Origin of the sequence: Stappia sp. P2PMeth1 (assembly GCF_900185735.1) — a bacterium.
In the GTDB taxonomy this organism is placed as follows: Bacteria; Pseudomonadota; Alphaproteobacteria; order Rhizobiales; family Stappiaceae; genus Stappia.
The window spans coordinates 50,027-63,973 of record NZ_FYAW01000035.1; the positions used below are offsets into that span (position 1 = coordinate 50,027).

13 protein-coding genes are annotated in these 13,947 nt (G+C 68.6%); 10 read left to right on the top strand and 3 right to left on the bottom strand.

Features of this window, described 5'->3' with window-relative positions; genetic code table 11:
- Window positions 1-48: 48 nt before the first annotated feature.
- From P2PM1_RS20140 to P2PM1_RS20180, 9 genes are all read left to right on the top strand, one after another.
- Entirely contained in the window at window positions 49-972 is a 924-nt protein-coding gene (locus tag P2PM1_RS20140) for a dihydrodipicolinate synthase family protein (protein ID WP_186400279.1), read from the top strand.
- Window positions 969-2,138 carry a mandelate racemase/muconate lactonizing enzyme family protein gene (locus P2PM1_RS20145; protein WP_186400280.1) on the top strand — a complete coding sequence of 390 codons (1,170 nt, stop codon included), beginning with the start codon at window positions 969-971 and terminating at the stop codon, window positions 2,136-2,138. The genes P2PM1_RS20140 and P2PM1_RS20145 overlap by 4 nt, the downstream gene beginning before the upstream one ends.
- Before the next feature lie 20 nt (window positions 2,139-2,158).
- Window positions 2,159-3,436, top strand: coding sequence for a sugar ABC transporter substrate-binding protein (locus P2PM1_RS20150; RefSeq protein ID WP_186400281.1), 1,278 nt, complete (start codon window positions 2,159-2,161; stop codon window positions 3,434-3,436).
- An 89-nt stretch (window positions 3,437-3,525) separates the two neighbouring features.
- Entirely contained in the window at window positions 3,526-4,434 is a 909-nt protein-coding gene (locus P2PM1_RS20155) for a carbohydrate ABC transporter permease (RefSeq protein ID WP_186386570.1), read from the top strand.
- Window positions 4,435-4,447: 13 nt separating this feature from the next.
- Window positions 4,448-5,278, top strand: a complete 831-nt coding sequence (locus tag P2PM1_RS20160) for a carbohydrate ABC transporter permease (protein WP_186386571.1) — start codon at window positions 4,448-4,450, stop codon at window positions 5,276-5,278.
- Window positions 5,279-5,281: 3 nt separating this feature from the next.
- Window positions 5,282-6,388: an ABC transporter ATP-binding protein gene (locus P2PM1_RS20165; protein WP_186400282.1), complete on the top strand. Its 1,107-nt coding sequence runs from the start codon at window positions 5,282-5,284 to the stop codon at window positions 6,386-6,388.
- Entirely contained in the window at window positions 6,388-7,377 is a 990-nt protein-coding gene (locus P2PM1_RS20170) for an NAD(P)-dependent oxidoreductase (protein WP_186400283.1), read from the top strand. The genes P2PM1_RS20165 and P2PM1_RS20170 overlap by 1 nt, the downstream gene beginning before the upstream one ends.
- Window positions 7,353-9,080 carry an SMP-30/gluconolactonase/LRE family protein gene (locus P2PM1_RS20175; RefSeq protein WP_186400284.1) on the top strand — a complete coding sequence of 576 codons (1,728 nt, stop codon included), beginning with the start codon at window positions 7,353-7,355 and terminating at the stop codon, window positions 9,078-9,080. The genes P2PM1_RS20170 and P2PM1_RS20175 overlap by 25 nt, the downstream gene beginning before the upstream one ends.
- A complete protein-coding gene (locus P2PM1_RS20180; protein ID WP_186400285.1) occupies window positions 9,077-9,844 on the top strand; it encodes an SDR family NAD(P)-dependent oxidoreductase in 768 nt (255 codons plus the stop codon). The genes P2PM1_RS20175 and P2PM1_RS20180 overlap by 4 nt, the downstream gene beginning before the upstream one ends.
- 4 nt (window positions 9,845-9,848) lie before the next feature.
- Here P2PM1_RS20180 and P2PM1_RS20185 read toward each other — a convergent pair whose 3' ends face one another.
- On the bottom strand, window positions 9,849-10,208 hold the full coding sequence (locus P2PM1_RS20185) for a DMT family protein (protein ID WP_186400286.1): 360 nt from the start codon (window positions 10,206-10,208) through the stop codon (window positions 9,849-9,851).
- 300 nt (window positions 10,209-10,508) lie between these two features.
- Here P2PM1_RS20185 and P2PM1_RS20190 point away from each other — a divergent pair, with 300 nt between their 5' ends.
- Entirely contained in the window at window positions 10,509-11,312 is an 804-nt protein-coding gene (locus tag P2PM1_RS20190) for an IclR family transcriptional regulator (RefSeq protein WP_186386577.1), read from the top strand.
- Here the strand turns inward: P2PM1_RS20190 and P2PM1_RS20195 are convergent.
- Together P2PM1_RS20195 and P2PM1_RS20200 are read right to left on the bottom strand one after the other, a co-directional pair.
- A complete protein-coding gene (locus P2PM1_RS20195) occupies window positions 11,266-12,228 on the bottom strand; it encodes a DMT family transporter (RefSeq protein WP_186400287.1) in 963 nt (320 codons plus the stop codon). The two genes, P2PM1_RS20190 and P2PM1_RS20195, sit on opposite strands and share 47 nt — an antisense overlap.
- A gap of 2 nt (window positions 12,229-12,230) precedes the next feature.
- Window positions 12,231-13,931 carry an FAD-dependent oxidoreductase gene (locus P2PM1_RS20200; RefSeq protein ID WP_186400288.1) on the bottom strand — a complete coding sequence of 567 codons (1,701 nt, stop codon included), beginning with the start codon at window positions 13,929-13,931 and terminating at the stop codon, window positions 12,231-12,233.
- Window positions 13,932-13,947 lie beyond the last annotated feature (16 nt).

The window sequence follows — 13,947 nt, forward strand, 5'->3', positions numbered from 1 at the left end:
ATAGTGTCAATTTATGAAACATAGTCTCACATATTGGACATAGACGACATGGCTGACCTCGCCGGCATCCTCCCGGTTCTCCCGACGCCCTTCACGCAAGACGGAAAGGTCGATCTCCCGGCGATGCGCCGGCTGGTGCGCTTCGCGCTCGATTGCGGCGTCGACGGCGTCGTCTTCCCGGGTTTCGCCAGCGAGGTGGAGCAGTTGGAGGCGGGCGAGCGGGCCGAATTGTTGGCGGTCGTGGCGCAGGAGGTCGGCGGCAAGGTGCCGGTGGTGGCCGGGGCCAGTGCGCCGACCGCGAGCGAGGTGATCGCGCATGGCCGCGTGGCGGCCGCCGCCGGCGTCACCTGGCTGATGATCCAGCCGCCGGTCTCCATCGGCCGCGAGGCCGGTGCGGTGACGGCGTTCATGAGCGAGGTCGCGGCCGGCCTGCCGGAGGCGCGCATCGTGCTGCAGAATGCGCCGGCGCCGCGCGGCTCCGACATCGCGCCGCAGACCCTGGTTGAGGTGGCGCGCGCCGTGCCGCAGATCGTCTATGTCAAGGAAGAGACCCTACCGGCGGGGCCGGCGATCAGCCATCTGCTGGCGCATCGGCCGCAGACGCTGGCCGGCGTGATCGGCGGCGGCGGGGCGCGCTACATTCTCGATGAATATGCGCGCGGCGCCTGCGCGGCGATGCCGGCGATCGAGATCGCCGACGAGCATGTCGCGCTCGACCGGGCCTGGCGGGCGGGCCGCATCGCCGAGGCGCGGGAGATCTATGTGCGGACCCTGCCGCTGCTGACGCTGCAGGCCGTCTACCGGATGCGCCTGACCAAGCATGTCATGATCCGCCGCGGCGTGCTGGACAACACCGTGGTGCGCGCGCCGACGCCGGAGCTCGACGGACCGGCGAGCGCGGATATCGATGCCAACCTTGCCGCGCTCGGCATCGGCGTGCCGCAGGCGGCTGTCGCCGGGGGCGCCCGATGAGCGATAGCGTCCGCAGCATCGAGGTCTTCACGCTGACGCAGACGCGGGAGACGCCTTATCTCGGCACCGCCCGCAAGGGCGAGGAGCCGAACGCGCGCGGCTATCTGGTGCGCAAGGGCAACCGCACCGTCTATCCGACCTTCGACCGCAGCGTGCTCTTGCGCATCGAGACCCGCGACGGCGTTGTCGGCTGGGGCGAGACCTATGGCCTCGTCGCGCCCGGCGCCGTTGCCGAGATCGTCAAGGACCTGCTCGCCGACTTCACCAAGGGCCGCGATCCGACAGGTCCCTCGGCGGTCTACGACGACCTCTACGACCTGATGCGGGTGCGCGGCTATACGGGGGGCTTCTATGTCGATGCGCTGGCCGCCATCGACATCGCCCTGTGGGACATTGCCGGGCAGATCGCCGGCAAGCCCGTGGCGGAGCTTCTGGGCGGCGACCGCTCGAAGACCATCCCCGCCTATGTCTCGGGCCTGCCCGAGGCGACCCGCGAGGCCCGCGCCGAGCTCGCCCTCGCCTGGCAGGCGCGCGGGTTCGATGCGTTCAAGTTTGCAACCCCGGTCGCCGACGACGGCCCGGCGGCGGAGATGGAGAGTTTGCGCGCGGCGCTCGGCCCCAATGCGCGGATCGCCGCCGACATGCACTGGAACCAGACGGCCGACGAGGCGCTGGCCCTGATCGAGGCGATGAAGCCGCACGGGCTGTGGTTCGCCGAGGCGCCGGTCTACACCGAGGACATTGCCGGTCTGGAGCGGGTCACGAAGGGCACGGACGTAGCCATCGCCGTCGGCGAGGAATGGCGCACGGTCTGGGACATGCGCCACCGGGTGGAGCGCTGCCGCATCGCCATCGTCCAGCCGGAGATGGGGCACAAGGGCATCACCAACTTCACCCGCATCGGCGCGCTGGCGGCGGAGCGGGGGATCGAGGTGATCCCGCACGCGACCATCGGCGCCGGCATTTTCCTGGCGGCCAGCCTGCAGGCGAGCGCCTCGCTGCCGACGCTGACCGGCCACGAGTTCCAGCATTCGATCTTCGAACCCAATCGGCGCCTCCTTGCAGGTGACATGGACTGCGCGGGGGGCGTCTACCGCCTCCCGACCGGTCCGGGTCTTGGGGTGCGTCCGTCGGAGGAAGCGCTGCGGCTGATGCAGCGGATATAAAACCAAGTGGAGGAAACGCGATGACCACGACTTTCGGGCGGTTCGTCAGGACCGCAACTGCCGCTGCCCTGCTCTCGGCGACGATGCTGTCGCCGGCGCTGGCCGACACGACGCTGAAATTCGTCTCCTGGCAGGTGGACGATGCCGGCACCGGCGACTGGTGGAAGGCCGCCATCGCCGCTTTCGAGGAGGCCAATCCGGGCGTCAAGGTGGAGTTCACCAAGGTCGAGCGTGCGGCCTATGCCGACACGATGACGACGCTGTTCGCCGGCGGCCAGCCGCCGCATATCGTCCATCTCGCCTCGTTCGAGTTCCAATCCTTCGCCGAGAACGGCTGGATGGAGAATCTCGGCCCCTGGCTCGACAAGGACGGCATCGACATGACCGGCTGGGCCGGCCAGGGCAAATGCATGTGGAACGGCGAAACCGCCTGCATCATGATGAACTACTTCGGCTTCATCATGGCCTACAACAAGGCGCTCCTCGAGAAGGAGGGCCTGTCGGTTCCCACCACCTATGCCGAGTTCCTCGAGGTCGCCCGCAAGACCACCAAGGACTTCAACGGCGACGGCATCACCGACCAGTACGGCACCGGCCACGAGACCAAGGGCGGCGCCGGCCAGTACCTGACCGAGATGCTGAGCTACATCCTCGACGCCGGCGCCTACTGGACCGACGCGGACGGCAACGTCACCATCGACACGCCGCAGATGGTCGAGGGCCTGACCCGCTGGAAGACCATCGTCAAGGAGGGCCTCACCCCCATCGACCTGTCCGCCGGCGACATCCGCAAGCTCTTCGCCGACGGCAAGATCGCCCTGCGCCTCGACGGGCCGTGGCTCTACGGCATCATGCAGAACGGCGCCGCCGCCGCCGACACGGTCGTCGCCGAGCCGGCCTTCACCCCGCCGGTCGGCGGCTCGTCCAACGTGCTCGGCATGGCGAGCGAGATCCCGGACGGGGAAAAGGCGCTGGTCTGGGACTTCATCAAGCTGGTGATGTCGCCCGAGTGGCAGCGCAAATATGCCACCATCGGCAAGAACACCCCGCCGAGCCCGGTCGCCGACGTCTCCGGCGTCGAGCAGGACGTGCCGCATTTCCCCTTGCTCATCAAGACGATGATGGCGGCCTCCGATGCCGGCGTCGACCGCATCCCGACCGGCCTTGAGATCCAGTACAACGAGTTCGGCAAGATGGTGCAGGAAGAGGTCCAGCGCATGCTGATCCAGGATCTCGACCCGGCCGAGGTGGTCAAGGTCATGCAGGCGCGGGCCGAGGCCATCAAGAACGGCGGCTGACCGTCTATCCGCGGCCGGCTCCCGCCGATGGGAGCCGGCTTGTCCCTTCGATCCTGCGCCGCGGCGCTGCGCCCGCGGCAGGAGGTTGCATGTCCCGAGTCCGGCTCTTCGATCTGGCCAGGCCGAGCCGTCAGCATCTCATGGGCTATATTCTGCTTGCCCCCGCGGTGCTGTTGGTCGGCCTGATCATCGTCTATCCCCTGATCATCTCGATCGACCTGTCGCTGCAGGCGGTCAAGCTGCCGCGCATCGGCGCCCCGCGCGCGCCCTTCACCACGGCCAATTACGAGCGGCTGTTCGCCTCCAGCGAGTTCTGGATGGCCTGCTGGGTGACGCTGAAGCTCGTCGTCGTGGTCACCGCCGGCAGCCTGATCACCGGCGTCTCGACCGCGCTGCTGGTCAACAACCGCTTCCGCGGGCGCACGCTCGCGCGCCTCGCCATGGCGCTGCCCTGGGCGGTGCCGGAGGTGATCGCGGTGGTGATCTTCGCCTGGATCTTCGACAGTTCCTTCGGGTTGATGAGCTGGCTGCTGGTCAAGCTCGGCCTCTCAAACGGCATGGTCGCCTGGGTGTCGACGCCGGGCGCCGCCTTCTGGGCGGTGGCGATCACCATGATCTGGAAGGGCTTTCCCTTCGTCTCGATCATGACGCTGGCCGGCCTGCAGTCGATCCCGACCGACTTCTACAATGCCGCCAAGGTCGACGGGGCCAACGTCTTCCAGCGCTTCCGCTGGATCACGCTGCCGCTCCTGATGCCGGTGCTCGGCGTTACCCTGGTTCTGGTGATCCTGTGGGTGTTCCGCGACTTCTCGATCATCAAGGTGCTGACCGAGGGCGGGCCGCTGAAGTCGACCCAGACCCTGTCGATCATGACCTACGACCAGGCCTTCGGCTTCTTCAACTTCGGCTATGCCTCGGCGGTGGGCGTCGTCACGCTGGTCATCTGCGTCGTCGCGAGCCTGCTGATGCTCGGCCGCCAGACCCGCGCCATGTATTGAGGAAGGGGACGACATGAACCGCACGCCTCTGCAAAGCCTGGCGCTTTACGGCACCGTCATCCTGCTCGCCGCGCTGATCCTGTTTCCGGTCTACTGGCTGCTGGTGACGGCGATTTCCACCTCGGCGGAGCTGTCGCAACTGCCGCCCAGCTTCTGGCCGGACGATGCCCAGTGGAGCACCTTCGCCAAGGTCTGGGAGGAGCGGCCGATCCCGCTCTGGCTGCTCAACTCGATGCTGGCGGCGATCGGCTCGGTCGCCCTGTCGATGGTGGTCTCGGTGCTGGCGGGCTATGCCCTGTCGCGCTTCTCGATCCGCGGCGGCCATTCGCTCGGCCTGTTCATCCTGACGGCGAAGATGCTGCCGGCGACGCTGCTGGTGATCCCGCTGTTCTCGATCTTCCGCAACTTCGGCATGATCGGCAGCCTGTGGACGCTGGTGCTCGCCCATTCGACGCTGATCATTCCCTTCACCACCTGGATGCTGAAGGGCTATTTCGACACGATCCCGCGCGAGCTGGAACAGGCGGCGATGGTCGACGGCTGCTCGCCGATGGGGGCGATGGTGCGGGTCGTGCTCCCCGTTGCCACCCCCGGACTGGCGGCGACCTCGCTCTATGCCTTCGTGCTGAGCTGGGCCGACTACGCCTATGCGCGGACCTTCCTCGTCAACGCGCCCGGCAGTTGGACCGCCAATCTCGGCATCACGACGATGCGCGGCGAATACACCACCGACTGGAACGAGATTTCGGCCGCGGCCGTCTTCGTCGCCGTTCCGATCATCGTCATCTACCTGTTCCTTGAGCGCTACCTGGTCGGCGGACTGACCGCGGGCGCGGAGAAGTAATCCATGGCCAATATCTCCATTCGAAACGTCCACAAGAGCTATGGCGCGCACGAGGTGCTGAAGCCGTTCTCGCTCGAGATCGCGGACGGCGAGTTCATCGTGCTGGTCGGCCCGTCCGGCTGCGGCAAGTCGACGATGCTCAAGATCCTCGCAGGCCTCGAGCCGGCGAGTGGCGGCGCCATCCATCTCGGCGAGCGGGAGGTCACCGACCTTGCCCCCGGCGATCGCGACATCGCCATGGTGTTCCAGAACTACGCGCTCTATCCGCATCTGACCGTGCGCGAGAACATCGGCTTCGGGCTGAAGATGCGCGGCACGCCCAAGGCCGAGATCGAGCGCCGGGTGCTGGAGGCCGCGCGCATTCTGGAGGTGGAGAAATACCTCGAGCGGCGCCCGAAGGACCTGTCCGGCGGCCAGCGCCAGCGCGTCGCGCTGGGCCGGGCCATCGTGCGCCAGCCGCTCGCCTTCCTGATGGACGAGCCGCTGTCCAATCTCGACGCCAAGCTGCGCGTCCACATGCGCGCCGAGATCGGCGCGCTGCACCAACGCCTCGGCGTCACCACGGTCTATGTCACGCACGACCAGATCGAGGCGATGACCATGGCCGACCGGGTGGTGATCATGCGCGACGGCGTGATCCAGCAGATCGCCGATCCCGATACGCTGTTCCAGCGGCCCGACAATCTCTTCGTCGCCGGCTTCATCGGCTCGCCGGGCATGAACTTCCTCTCCGCCGATGTGGAACGGTCGGCCGGCGGGGCGGCGATCACCCTGTTCGGCAACCGGATCGCCGTCGACGAGGCGCGGCTCGCCGGCGCCTCGACCGTCATCGCCGGCATCCGGCCGGAGCATTTCCGCCTCGGCGAGGGCCCTGCGACCTTCGCCATCCGTCCGAGCCTCGTCGAAAGCCTCGGCTCGGAGAAATACGTCTATTTCGACGGAGGCGAGCACATGGTCGCGGCCGGCGAGAGCGAGGACGACAAATCGAAGGGCCTGATCGCCCGGCTCGCCCATTCGGGCCCGATGGCGGAAGGCGAGGGCCTCGTCCTGTCCTTCGATCCGGCCGAACTGCATCTCTTCGATGCGGTGAGCGAAAAGGCGCTGCGCTGATGCTGGTTCTCGTCACGGGAAGCTCCGGCCGCGTCGGCCGGGCAACGGTCGCGGCCCTGCGCGCCGCCGGGCACGAGGTGCGCGGCTTCGACCTGCGTGCCTCCAATCCGAACCAATCAGGCTCCGATCTCGACGAGGTGGTCGGCAGCTTCGAGGATGCCGAGGCCTGTGCCCGCGCGGTCGCCGGCACGGATGCGGTGCTGCATCTGGGCGCCTTCATGTCCTGGGTGCCGGCCGAGCGCACGGCGATGTTCCGCGCCAATGTCGAGGGAACGCGGGTGCTGCTCGACGCGGCGGCCGACGCCGGCGTGCGCCGCTTCGTCTTCGCCAGCTCCGGCGAGGTCTATCCGGAGAACGCGCCGCTGTTCCTGCCCGTCACCGAGGAGCATCCGCTGCGGGCGAACAGCCCTTACGGCCTCACCAAGCTGCTCGGCGAGGACCTCGTCTCCTTCCACCAGCGTATCGGCAGTTTCGAGACGGTGATCCTGCGCTTTTCGCATACGCAGGATGCGAGCGAGTTGCTCGACCCGGACAGCGTCTTCTCCGGCCCGCGCTTCTTCCTGCAACCGCGCATCCGCCAGCAGGAGCGCATGGGCAACACCGCGGTGGCCGAACTGCTGCGCGCGGCCGATCCCGGACGGCCCGCCCATGTGCTCGCCCGCAATGCCGCCGGCAAACCGTTCCGGATGCACATCACCGACACCAGGGATATGGTGACGGGCGTGCTGCTGGCGCTGGAATCGGACCGGGCGGCCGGGGGGATCTTCAATCTGGGGGCGAGCGACCCCGTCGATTTTGGGCGGCTGCTGCCGGCGATGGCCGAAATCACGGGATTGCCGGTCGTCACCGTTGACCTGCCCGGCGCCGGCGTCGATTACCAGACCTCGAACGCAAGGATACGCGAGACGCTGGGGTTCGAGCCGGAATGGACGATCGATCGGATGTTGCAGGAGGCGGCGCGGACATGGCGGACGCGAGCACAGGCCTGAGCCAGTCCCGCAAGGACGTCCCCTCCGGTACGGCGGCGCTCGCCAAGGGCCTGACGCTGCTCGACATGGTGGCCGATGCGGAGACGCCCTTGCGCTTCGCCGACCTGCTGCGCCAATCCGGCCTGCCCAAGCCGACCTTCGCGCGCATCCTGCGCACGCTGATCGCCTTCGGCCTGGTGCGCCAGAACGAGGAACGCGGCACCTATGTCATCGGGCCGCGCTTCCTGGAACTGTCGCACCGGGTGTGGGACACGTTCGACCTGCCGACCGCCGCCGCCCCCGAGCTGGAGCGCCTGTCGGCCGAGCTCGGCGAGACGGTGGCGCTGTGCCGGCTCGACGGCGACCAGGTGCAGTATCTCGACGAGCGCTCGGGCGACGGGCTCGGCGTCAGGGTCGACACCGGCCGCCGCGTGCCGCTGCATTGCACCGCCGCCGGCAAGGTGCTGGTCGCCTTCCAGGAGCCGGGGTTCGCCCGCGCGCTGCTGGAGCGGCTCACCCTCGACCGCCACACGCCGCGCACCATCACCACGCTGGAAGCCTTGCAGGCCGACCTGACGCTGACCCGCGCGCGCGGCTATTCGGTCTCCTACGAGGAGCACCTCAACGGCGTCAACTCCGTCGCCGTCGCCATTGCCGGCAAGGACGGCACGCCCATCGGCGCGCTGGTCGCGCTGGGCCCCTCGTCGCGGCTCGACACGTCGCATATCCACCCGGTCGGACGCGAGCTGATCGCCGCCGCCCGCAGGATCACGGGCGCGGCCGGTGCCATCGCCATCAGTTCCCGCCCGCGCCCGCGCACCAGCCAGTCGCAGACGCCGGCCGATCTCGCCTGCGTCCTGCCCTGGGGCGCGCAGCTCGGCGAGGCCCCGGTCTGGGACCCGGTCGCACGCAGCCTCTACTGGGTCGATATCCTGCATCCGGCGGTCTACCGCTTCGACCCGTCGAGCGGCCTCAACGAGACCTGCGAGACCGGCAAGCTGGTCAGCTCCGTGATGCCTTGCGGCGACGGCTCGCTGGCGGTGGCAACGCAGGACGGCATCGAGTTCCTGGACTTCGTCTCCGGCACCCTGCAGCCGCTGGTCGACCCGGAAGCGGGCATCCCGGAGAACCGTCTCAACGACGCCAAGGTCGGCCCCGGCGGGGCGATCTGGGTCGGCTCCATGCGGCTCGATGCCAGCAAGCCGAGCGGCGCGCTCTACCGGGTCGCCGCCGACGGCACGGTGACACGCAAGGAAAGCGGCATCTCGGTCAGCAACGGCATGGCCTGGAGCCCGGACAACCGGGTCTTCTACTTCGTCGATACGGTGCCGGGCCTGATCTACGCCTATGATTTCGAGCCCGGAAAGGGCGTTCTCGGCAACCGCCGGGTGCTTGCCCGCATCCCGGAAAGCGAGGGCCGCCCGGACGGCATCGCCGTCGACAGGGAAGGCGGCGTGTGGTGCGCGATCTGGGACGGCTGGCGGGTCAACCGCTACCTGCCCGACGGCCGGCACGAGCGCAGCATCGAGCTTCCCGTTCCGCGCCCGACCAGCGTTGCCTTCGGCGGCGAGGGGCTGGCGACGCTCTACATCACCAGCGCCCGCACGCGGCTGCCGGCCTCGACCCTGTCCGAGGCGCCGCTGTCCGGCGGCCTCTTCGCCTGCACGCCGGGCCTTAGCGGTGTGCCGATCACCCTGTTCGACAGGGGTCAGAGCGCCGCATGAACACGCTCGAGACGATTTTCGGCCTTCACGGCCGCGTCGCGCTGGTCACCGGCTCGAGCCGGGGCATTGGCGCGGCCATCGCCATTGGGCTTTCAGGCGCCGGCGCCACGGTCGTGGTGCACGGCCACAGCCTGGAAGCGACCGCGGGAACCGTTGCCGCCATCGAGGCGGGCGGCGGCACGGCGCTCGCCCTTGCCGCCGACCTTGCCGAGCGCGGCGCCGGGCGCCGTCTGGTGGAGGAGGCGGAGGCCCGGCTCGGGCATCTCGACATCCTCGTCGTCAATGCCTCGGCCCAGGTCAATGCCGAGCTTGCCGACCTCACCGAGGCGGATTTCGACTTGCAGGTGGCGGTCAACCTGCGCTCCACGGTGGAGATGCTGCAGACGGGCCTGCCGCGCATGGCGGCGCGCGGCTGGGGCCGGGTCGTCAGCATCGGCTCGATCAACCAGCTCCGGCCCAAGGCCATCGTCACCGCCTATGCGGCGACCAAGGCCGCCCAGCACAACCTGATCCAGAGCCAGGCGCGCGACTATGCCCGCTATGGCGTGCTGCTCAACACGCTGGCGCCCGGCCTCGTCGACACCGACCGCAACGCGGGGCGCAAGGCGGCGGACCCGCAAGGCTGGGACGACTATGTCCGCACGCTCAACTGGATGGGCCGGGCCGGGCAGGCCGAGGAGATGGTCGGCGCGGCGATCTTCCTTGCGTCTGACGCCTGCAGCTTCATGACCGGCGAGAGCATCGTCCTGTCCGGCGGCTATTGAGCCCTCACGGCTTGTAGAAGATCAGCCCGGCGCCGGCGACGATCAGCGTGAAGCCGGCGAGATGCGTCCAGCGCAGCGGCTCGCCCAGAAACCAGATCGAGAACACGGCGAAGACGCTGAGCGTGATGACCTCCTGGATGGTCTTCAGCTCGGCGGCGCTGAAATGCCCGTGGCCGATGCGGTTGGCCGGGACCTGCAGCACATATTCGAAGAAGGCGATGCCCCAGCTCACCAGGATGACGATGACGAGCGGCGAGCTCTTGAACTTCAGGTGCCCGTACCAGGCGAAGGTCATGAAGATGTTGGAGGCGAGCAGCAGGCCGATCGTGACGAAGGGCACGTAGGAGAGATTGGCAAACGGCATCGGGGAGATCCACCGCCAGCGCAGGGACACGCCTGCCGGGCGGCGCGGTCGCCCGGTGCGGCATCGACCCGGACATCCGGTTTCCCTCGCGCCCCCGGCACGCCGGAGAGGGCGGAGCGATTCGACGGCAGGAAGATAGCGCCGTTCGCGGATTGCAAAAGAGGCAAGACGGGCCCTCGCGACGGGAAATCCCGCAAGGGCGCGGCGCGCGGGCGACATTCTCGACCGGCGATGGAATTGCCGCTAAGAGTGAGTCGCATCGGTTGTTTCGTTTCCGCAAGACTATTGAGGGAGTTGCGTGTGGGTGCTGACGCAACGTCGAAGCCGCGAGCGCCGCGCGGCGTCCAGTCCGTCGAGACCGGCGGCGCCATCCTGATGGCGCTGGCCCAGGCCGGCGGCCCGCTGAAGCTGAAGGACCTCGCCGAGGCGCTCGGCATGGCGCCTGCGCAGTTGCACCCCTACCTGGTCAGCTTCCGCAATATCAACATGGTCGAGCAGACCGAGACCGGCCAGTACCAGCTCGGCCCTTTCGCCTTGTGGCTGGGCCTCACCCGCCTGCGCAACCAGAACGCCTATCGCGAGACGCTGCGCCGGGTGCCGGCGCTGGCCGAGGAACTGGGGCTGATGGTGGCGATCAGCGTCTGGGGCCTGCACGGGCCGACCATCGTCTATATCGAGGAGACGGCGGCGCGCATCCACTCCAACGTTGCCGTCGGCGGCACCTTCATGGTGACGATGACGGCGACCGGCAAGATCTTCGCCGCCTTTCTGCCGAAGTCGACGACCGAGCCGCTGGTCCGCGCCGAGCTGCAGGGCATCGAGCCCTCGCTCTATGGCATCCCGATGGTCGACGAGGCGACGTTCCGCAAGGAGGTCGCCTCCGCTTGCAAGAAGGGCTACTCGATCACCCGCGACGCGCCGATCCCCGGCGTCAGCGCCATCGCCGCGCCGGTCTTCGACCATACCGGCATCATCCAGCTTTCGGTCACGGTGATCGGCCCGACCAACTATATCGATCTCGCCGAGGACGGGCCGTGCCTCAAGCGGCTGATCGAGTTCACGAGCGACCTGTCCCGCGATCTCGGCCATATCCCGCCCGCCTGACCAGCGCGCCGGCAATGTCGAGCGACAGGATCAGGCCGCTGGCGGCGATGGCGACGCCGGCAAGCTGCATGGCGCTCGGCCACTGACCGGCGATCGGGATCGCCAGCAGCACCGCCAGCGGCGGGATCATCGCCGGGAAGAGGCCGGCAAGGCCCGAGCCCAGCCGGCTGATCGCCGCCGCGTAGAGGACGATCGCCAGGCTCCCGCCGAGCGCACCCTGATAGAAGGCCTGTTCGAGCCACATGCCGGCCGGCAGGCGCGCCGGTTCGAGAAACACCAGATAGACCGGCAGCAGCACGACGGTGGTGGTCGCCGAGGCCGCACCGATCGCCTCGACGGCGGGAAGCCGCCAGCGGCCGAGAAGATAGGTGAAAACGCCCCACAACGTGCCCGAGCCGACGAAGCACAGATCGCCGATCAGCGTCGACGTGTCGGCCATCTTCGAGGGCGCGTTGTCGGCGGCGATCGCCACCAGCCCGCCGATCAGCACGAGCATGCCGATCTTGCGGTTCAGCGTCATCTTCTGACCGTCGAGCACCACCGGCAGCAGGTTGGCGACGATGATCGTCATGCCCGGCGAGATCACCACCGCATGCGCCAGCGGTGCGATGCCGAAGCCGGTGTTGAACAGGAAGGCGAAGGGCGGACCCATGGTGATGGTCAGCAGCGCCAGCCGGGGCAGGGTGAGGCCGCTCATGCGCGAGCGGCGCAGCAGCATCAGCGGTGCCATCAGCAACGTCGCCCCGCCATAGCGGAGCAGGGCGAGGTCGGCGCTGGAAAAGCCGTCCGACCGGCCGATATCGACGCCGACATTGTAGAAGGCCCAGGCAATGGCGGCCGAAAGGCCGAACAGGACGCCCGGCAAAAGGCGGCCCGGATGCCCCAGGCCGTCGGTGTCCCTGGTCGCGCGGGACATGGTCAGTCGTTGGCCCCGGCCATGTGGCGCGCGGCGATATAGCCGAAGGTGATCGCCGGGCCGAGGGTGATGCCGCCGCCGGGATAGTTGCCGCCCATGATGCTGAGCGCGTCGTTGCCGGCCGCATAAAGCCCGGCGATCGGCCGGCCCGCCTCGTCCAGCACGCGGGCGTTCCCGTCGGTCTTGAGGCCGGCGAAGGTGCCGAGATCGCCGATCACCAGCTTGACCGCGTAGAACGGGCCCTTTTCGACCGGCGCGACGCAGGGGTTGGGCAGGTGCTCGGGATCGCCGAGCGAGCGGTTGTAGGAGGTCGAGCCCTTGTGGAACATCGGGTCCTCGCCCTTGCGGGCATGCTCGTTGAAGGCGTCGACGGTCTTCTCCAACTGCGTCGCGTCCGCGCCGATCTTCTCGGCGAGTTCGCGCAGGCTCTTGCCCTCGAACAGGTAGCCGGAGCGGATATGGCCGCGATAGGGCACCGGCGCCGGCTTGACGAAGCCGAGGCCGTATTTGCGCAAGGTCTTGTGGTCGGCGATGAAGAAGGCGCAGATCTCGCCGCCCTCGGCCTCGCAGGCCTTGCGCATCGCCTGGCAGAAGTCGTGGTAGGAATCCGCCTCGTTGACGAAGCGCCGGCCCGAGCGCGTCACCGCGATGACGCCGGGCTTGGAGCGGTCGACGAAATGCGGGAAGACGCCGAGCGTGCCGTCGCGGCGCGGCGGCTGCGACACCGGCACCCAGGCCGCGGTGTTGGGCAGGTCGTCGCGGATCGCGCCGCCCGCTGCCGCGCCGAGGCGCAGGCCGTCGCCGGTGTTGCCGGGAGGGGCCGGCGAGACGTGCTCATGGCCGGACGGCGAATGCGGGAACAGCTCCTTGCGCCGCACCGCGTCCTGCGGGAAGCCGCCGGCGGCCAGCACCACGCCCTTGCGCGCGGTGATCTCGACCGGGCCCTCGTCCGTGTCGACGATGGCGCCGGTGACGGTGCCGCGCTCGTCGCGCAGCAGCTCGCGCACCCCGGCGCGGGTCCAGATCGGCACGTTCATGTCGAAGCAGGACCTGGCGAGGCGCCCGACCAGCGCGTTGCCGTTGACGAGGCGCATCGGTCGGCCGTGGAAGGCCATGTCCTTGAGGAACTTGAGGAACAGCTTGGCGACATAGAAGGCCGAGATCGGCGACCTGGTGACGCGGAAGAAGTGCAGCAGCTCCTTGCCCGAGCCGATCATCATGCCGAGGAAGGTGATCTCGGCGAGCGGCGGGCGCAGGCGGCGGATCTCCTTGCCGAGTTCGCGCCCGTCGAAGGGGCGGGCGACGATGGAGCGGCCGCCCGGCATGCCGCCCGGCGCGTCCGGGTGATAATCGGCGAAGGTCGGGCCGAGGTCGAACTGCAGCGCGGTCTTCTCTTCGAAGAACTCGACGGCCTTCGGGCCGGCTTCCAGGAAGGCGTCGACGCGGGCCGGATCGAAGAACGCCCCGGTCTCGTGCTCCAGATAGGTGCGCGCCTTCTCGGGCGTGTCCTCGACGCCGGCGCGCTTCGCCGGACCGCTGCAGGGGATCCACATCCAGCCGCCCGACCGGGCGGTGGTGCCGCCGAACACCGGCTCCTTCTCCACCACCAGGACATCGAGCCGGCGATGGGCGGCCGAGACGGCGCTGGCCAGACCGCCGGCGCCCGATCCGACGACGAGAACGTCGCAACTGTGCTTTTTCATTGGTGCAATTCCTTGA

Bases quoted from the DNA above. Each gene is read 5' to 3' on its own strand.
- P2PM1_RS20165 (WP_186400282.1), top strand. From the start codon at position 5,282: ATGGCCAATATCTCCATTCGAAACGTCCACAAGAGCTATGGCGCGCAC.
- P2PM1_RS20155 (WP_186386570.1), top strand. From the start codon at position 3,526: ATGTCCCGAGTCCGGCTCTTCGATCTGGCCAGGCCGAGCCGTCAGCAT.
- P2PM1_RS20170 (WP_186400283.1), top strand. From the start codon at position 6,388: ATGCTGGTTCTCGTCACGGGAAGCTCCGGCCGCGTCGGCCGGGCAACG.
- P2PM1_RS20160 (WP_186386571.1), top strand. From the start codon at position 4,448: ATGAACCGCACGCCTCTGCAAAGCCTGGCGCTTTACGGCACCGTCATC.
- P2PM1_RS20185 (WP_186400286.1), bottom strand. From the start codon at position 10,208: ATGCCGTTTGCCAATCTCTCCTACGTGCCCTTCGTCACGATCGGCCTG.
- P2PM1_RS20140 (WP_186400279.1), top strand. From the start codon at position 49: ATGGCTGACCTCGCCGGCATCCTCCCGGTTCTCCCGACGCCCTTCACG.
- P2PM1_RS20145 (WP_186400280.1), top strand. From the start codon at position 969: ATGAGCGATAGCGTCCGCAGCATCGAGGTCTTCACGCTGACGCAGACG.
- P2PM1_RS20180 (WP_186400285.1), top strand. From the start codon at position 9,077: ATGAACACGCTCGAGACGATTTTCGGCCTTCACGGCCGCGTCGCGCTG.
- P2PM1_RS20150 (WP_186400281.1), top strand. From the start codon at position 2,159: ATGACCACGACTTTCGGGCGGTTCGTCAGGACCGCAACTGCCGCTGCC.
- P2PM1_RS20200 (WP_186400288.1), bottom strand. From the start codon at position 13,931: ATGAAAAAGCACAGTTGCGACGTTCTCGTCGTCGGATCGGGCGCCGGC.
- P2PM1_RS20195 (WP_186400287.1), bottom strand. From the start codon at position 12,228: ATGTCCCGCGCGACCAGGGACACCGACGGCCTGGGGCATCCGGGCCGC.
- P2PM1_RS20175 (WP_186400284.1), top strand. From the start codon at position 7,353: ATGGCGGACGCGAGCACAGGCCTGAGCCAGTCCCGCAAGGACGTCCCC.